Genomic DNA, 4,957 nt, shown 5'->3' with positions numbered 1-4,957 from the left:
TGTCCGGTCAGCAACGCGTTGTCGGACAGGCTCATGGTCGGCACCGTTGCGTGGCCGAGCCGCTGTTCCGGCACGAAAGCGGCGCCGAGCTGGCGCCGCTGGTTGATCGAAAGGTTTCCGGCGGCCTCGCCGACAAGGTTGATCGCGTCCGATCGCGCGATTCTCGTCTCGCCGGACAGCGCCGCGAACAGCTCGTCCTGGCCGTTGCCGGCAACTCCGGCGATGCCGACGATCTCGCCGCTACGGACTTCGAGGGAGAGGTCGCGCAGCGTGACGCCATGTGGATCGTCGGGACGCAGCGTCAGGCCGTTGACGCTCAGCAACGGGCCTCCGATCGAATGGCTGGATTGCTTCGGCGCCGTCACGTCGCTGCCGACCATCATCCGCGCCATCGAAGCGGCGCTTTCCTGGCGCGGGTCACAGCTGCCGACGACGCGGCCGGCGCGCAGGATGGTGGCGACGCCGGCAAGCCGCCTCACTTCGTCGAGCTTGTGCGAGATGTACAACAGCGCGCGGCCGTCCGCTTTCAGCCGCTCCAGCACGTCGAACAGCCTGTCGGCTTCGGCCGGTGTCAGCACCGCGGTGGGCTCGTCGAGGATCAGAAGCTGCGGGTCTTGCAGCAGCGCGCGGACGATCTCGATCCGCTGCCGCTCCCCGACCGACAGCCGCCATACTTCGCGCTTGGGATCGAGCGGCAGGCCGTAGCGCTGCGAGATCTGCTCCAGCTCCGTCGCCAGCTTGCCGACCGAGATACGGCGATCGAGCCCGAGCGCGACATTCTCGACCACGGTGAGATTGTCGAACAGCGCGAAGTGCTGCGACACCGCGGCAATGCCGCAAGCTCGCGCTTCCGCCGGGCCTGCGAACGCGATCGGCGTCCCGCGCCAGATCATCCGGCCCTCGTCCGGCTGCAGCAGCCCGGTGATCATCTTCACCAAGGTCGACTTGCCGGCGCCGTTCTCGCCGAGCAGCGCGTGAACTTCGCCGCCGGCGATGTCGAGATCGATCGCCTGATTGGCGACAAAGCTGCCGAATCGCTTGGTCAGCCCGCGGCCCTGAAACAGCGGCGGCGACGGCTCGCGCGAATCGGAATCAGAAGGGAGAGCCATTCACCATCACATCGGCGGCAGGGTAATTCCGTAAGGTCCACGACCGGGCAGGGACGCCCGCGCGCCGATAATGTAATGGAAATCCGCTGTGGCGGCGATCCGTCATCCGTTCGTCGACTCCACGGCGTAGGTCGTCCTCTGTACCCTGGAAACCGTCATGGCCGTCCGTTTGATCATTGGCTGGGTGCTGCTCGCCGCCGCCGTCGGGTGGGGCGCTTGGTTCGTTGCGCGCGCGTCGCGCCGGGCGCTGTGGCTGAGAGTCGCGATCGCAGCGATCATCCTCGCCGGTTGTGCGGCCTCGTTCTGGATGTACGGCGACCACCTCGACAAGACGCTCGGCGCGGTGGTCGGCTATTTTTTGTTGTGGGGCTCGGTTTTCGTCCTGTCCGGCGCCTGCGCCGGCGTGGTCGTCGGCACGCTGATCGCGTTGCTGCTCGTCTAGAGCTGCGGCCGCGGGCCGATGAAACCGAACGCCGGCAGGATCGTTGTGCAAGACCCGCGCGGCGGGGTTCTGCGCCGCTTGCTGTCGTTCGTCCTCCGGAGGCCCTCATGACCTTTCGTTTCGCCGCTCCCGCCCTCGCCGCCGGCTTTGCTGGTGCGCTGCTGCTCGCGCCCTCTGCGGGTGTGGCTGCGGGGGCTTTCGACGGTTTGGCCGGATACTGGGCGGGCAATGGACGGGTGCAGATGTCGGACGGCTCCGCCGAGCGGATTCGCTGCCAGGCGTCTTACGCGGTTGGCGGCGACGGCCGTCTGATGCAGCAGAAGCTGACCTGCGCCAGCGACAGCTACAAGTTCGACATTTCGAGCAACGTCGAAGAGACCGGGGGCCGCCTCTCCGGGACCTGGAGCGAGGCGACCCGCAACGTCACCGGTAATGTGTCGGGTACGGTGCGCGGCGGCAACATTTCGGCGCAAGTGGCGGGACCGGGCTTCAACGCCTCGTTGTCGGTCGCGTCCCGCGGCGCGTCGCAGTCGGTCACGATCGTGCCGCAAGGCAATGACGTGCGGCAAATCTCGGTCTCGATGAAGCGCCGCTAAGCGAGAAGGAGACGGCGTGTGCCAGCGCAGACGCCGTCACTCTCGCATGTGAGCCGATCTCGCATTTGATCCGCCTTACCTATTCGTAAGTAATCATCCCTCTTTCCATATCTCTGTGCACCAGCTGTACGGTCTGTGCTCGCGTGCGCGTGATAGCATCTTGCCGAAGATTAATATCCGGCACAGCTCGCCGTAAGGTGGCTCTCCTATATTCGGTCTCATCGTTTCACGTTCACGATCGACCAGATGGAGACCACGTCATGCAAGGCGACCAGTTCGACCACGTATCAGCTCAAACCGAGGCTCATATCCGCAAAGTGTTGAGGCCGCGGCGTCTCTCGCTGCTGGCTTCCGCTGCCGGCTTGAGCATGGTGGTGGCGCTCGGCGGCGTCGGCTATCTCACCCGCGAGATGCCGTCGCTGACGTCTCCGGCCTATGCGGCTGAGAACGGCAAGCCGGCGCCGGCCGGGTTCGGCGATCTGGTCGACAAGGTGAAGCCGGCGGTGATTTCGGTCCGGGTCAAGATCGATGACGATCGCCAAACCACGCCGCTGGTGCGTGACGATGGTGATGGCGACCAGATGCAGATGCCGCGCGGCCTCGCGCCGTTCCAGCAGTTCGAGCGTCAGTTCGGATTCCGCGGCCCTGAAGGCATGCCGAAGCGGCACCAGATGATCACCGGCGAAGGCTCCGGCTTCTTCATCACCGCCGACGGCTACGCGGTCACCAACAATCACGTGGTCGATCACGCCAAGTCGGTGCAGGTGACCACCGATGACGGCACCATCTACACCGCCAAGGTCGTCGGCACTGACGACAAGACCGACCTGGCGCTGATCAAGGTCGACGGCAAGACCGACTTCCCGCACGTCAACTTCGCCGATGCGCCGGCGCGGGTCGGCGACTGGGTGATCGCGGTCGGCAATCCGTTCGGTCTCGGCGGCACGGTGACGGCAGGCATCGTTTCGGCGCGTGGCCGTGACATCGGTTCGGGCCCCTATGACGACTACGTGCAGATCGACGCGCCGATCAACAAGGGCAATTCCGGCGGTCCGGCGTTCGACACCAATGGCAATGTGATCGGCGTCAACACGGCGATCTATTCGCCATCGGGCGGCTCGGTCGGTATCGGCTTCGATATCCCGGCCGCGACCGCGAAGCTGGTGGTGTCCCAGCTCAAGGACAAGGGCTACGTCACCCGCGGCTGGCTCGGCGTTCAGGTGCAGCCGGTGACGGCGGAGATCGCCGACAGCCTGGGCATGAAGCAGGCGCGGGGTGCGTTGGTCGACAGTCCCCAGGACGGCAGCCCAGCCGCGAAGGCCGGCATCAAGGCCGGCGACGTGATCACCGCGGTCGACGGCAAGGAGGTCAAGGACTCCCGCGCGCTCGCCCGCACTATCAGCACGCTGACGCCGGGCTCCTCGGTGAAGCTCGACGTGTTGCACAACGGCCAGTCCAAGACCATCGATCTGACGCTCGCCGAAATGCCCGGGGATCATCAGAAGGTTGCCGACAACAGCGGTGATCGCGACGGTGCCCGCCCGTATCTCGGCCTGCGCGTAGCGCCGGCCAGCGACGTCGACGGTGCCGGCAAGAACGGCGTGGTCATTACCGGCCTGGATCCGGACGGGCCTGCCGCCGACAAGGGCCTGCGCACCGGTGACGTCATTCTCGACGTCGGCGGCAAGGCGGTGACCAACTCGGGCGACGTCCGCAACGCGCTGACCGAGGCCAGCAAGGACGGCAAGAAGACCGTACTGATGCGGGTGAAGACTGCTGACTCGGCTGCCCGCTTCGTCGCGGTGCCGATCGCCAAGGGCTGAGCCGCACGGCATCCATCTCGTGAACGATGACAAGGGACGGCTCAGCGCCGTCCCTTGTTCGTTTGCGCCGTCGTTGTGAGCCGCCTGGCAGAGATTTCACCTTCGGTAGAGCAACCTGGAACGTTGCCGCCGCGTTGTTGGGACAAATCGTCTTTGTCCGGATCGCAAAGGAAACACTGATGACCAGGCGCGACGTCATCGAAACGGTGGTGGTGACCGGCGCCAGTGCGGGCGTCGGCCGGGCGATCGCGGTGGCGTTCGGTCGCCGCGGCTGCAAAGTCGGCTTGATTGCGCGAGGGCGCGAGGGACTCGACAGTACCCGGCGTGAGATCATTCGCCTCGGCGGCGAGGCGCTGCTGATCGAGGCTGATGTCGCCGATGCCAAGGCGATGTTCGACGCGGCCGCGCGCGTCGAGTCCGAGTTCGGCCCGATCGACTTGTGGGTCAACAATGCGATGGTGACGGTGTACGGCGCGAGCATCGACCTGACGCCCGACGAATTTCACCAAGTCACCAAGGTCAGCTATCTCGGCCAAGTGCACGGCACGCTGGCAGCGTTGCGTCACATGCGTCCGCGCAACCGCGGTGCGATCATCTCGATCGGTTCGGCACTGGCGTATCGCTCGATTCCATTCCAGGCGCCGTATTGCGCCGCCAAGGCTGCAACCCGTGGGTTCATCGACTCGCTGCGCAGCGAGCTGATGAACGAGAACAGCGCCGTCACCCTCACCATGGTGCATCTGCCTGCGGTGAACACGCCGCAGTTCGATTGGGCCCGCAACAAGTTCGATCGCAAGGCGGCACCGGTGCCGCCGATCTACCAGCCTGAAGCGATCGCCGAGGCGGTGGTTCGCGCCGCCGAGCGGGCGCCGCGCGAATATTGGGTCGGTTCCTCCGCCGTCAAGGCGATCGTCGCGCAGATGCTGATGCCGTCCGTCGCCGATCGCATCCTGGCACGTGCCGGCATTGATAACGAGACCAGCGACG

General features: G+C 65.7%; 5 protein-coding genes. 4 read left to right on the top strand and 1 reads right to left on the bottom strand.

What is annotated here, in order from left to right; genetic code table 11:
* Positions 1-1,109, bottom strand: a 1,109-nt coding sequence (locus tag DYI24_RS21215) for an ABC transporter ATP-binding protein (RefSeq protein ID WP_164573734.1), incomplete at its 3' end; no start/stop codon positions are given.
* Between the two features lie 157 nt (positions 1,110-1,266).
* Between DYI24_RS21215 and DYI24_RS21210 the strand changes: the two genes are divergently transcribed.
* From DYI24_RS21210 to DYI24_RS21195, 4 genes are all read left to right on the top strand, one after another.
* Positions 1,267-1,551, top strand: coding sequence for a hypothetical protein (locus DYI24_RS21210; RefSeq protein WP_164573733.1), 285 nt, complete (start codon positions 1,267-1,269; stop codon positions 1,549-1,551).
* A 107-nt stretch (positions 1,552-1,658) separates the two neighbouring features.
* Positions 1,659-2,147: a hypothetical protein gene (locus DYI24_RS21205; protein WP_164573732.1), complete on the top strand. Its 489-nt coding sequence runs from the start codon at positions 1,659-1,661 to the stop codon at positions 2,145-2,147.
* 260 nt (positions 2,148-2,407) lie between these two features.
* Positions 2,408-3,970: a Do family serine endopeptidase gene (locus tag DYI24_RS21200; protein WP_164573731.1), complete on the top strand. Its 1,563-nt coding sequence runs from the start codon at positions 2,408-2,410 to the stop codon at positions 3,968-3,970.
* A gap of 179 nt (positions 3,971-4,149) precedes the next feature.
* On the top strand, positions 4,150-4,957 hold an 808-nt coding region (locus DYI24_RS21195), incomplete at its 3' end, for an SDR family oxidoreductase (RefSeq protein WP_164573730.1).

Source organism: Rhodopseudomonas sp. BR0C11, assembly GCF_010820945.1.
Taxonomy (GTDB): domain Bacteria; phylum Pseudomonadota; class Alphaproteobacteria; order Rhizobiales; family Xanthobacteraceae; genus Rhodopseudomonas; species Rhodopseudomonas palustris_H.
Note: the sequence above shows the minus strand (reverse complement) of the source record. Positions and strands in the feature narration are given on the sequence as shown.

What these genes read in the sequence shown, in the direction of transcription:
- DYI24_RS21210 (WP_164573733.1), top strand. Translation starts at nt 1,267, where the DNA reads ATGGCCGTCCGTTTGATCATTGGCTGGGTGCTGCTCGCCGCCGCCGTC.
- DYI24_RS21205 (WP_164573732.1), top strand. Translation starts at nt 1,659, where the DNA reads ATGACCTTTCGTTTCGCCGCTCCCGCCCTCGCCGCCGGCTTTGCTGGT.
- DYI24_RS21200 (WP_164573731.1), top strand. Translation starts at nt 2,408, where the DNA reads ATGCAAGGCGACCAGTTCGACCACGTATCAGCTCAAACCGAGGCTCAT.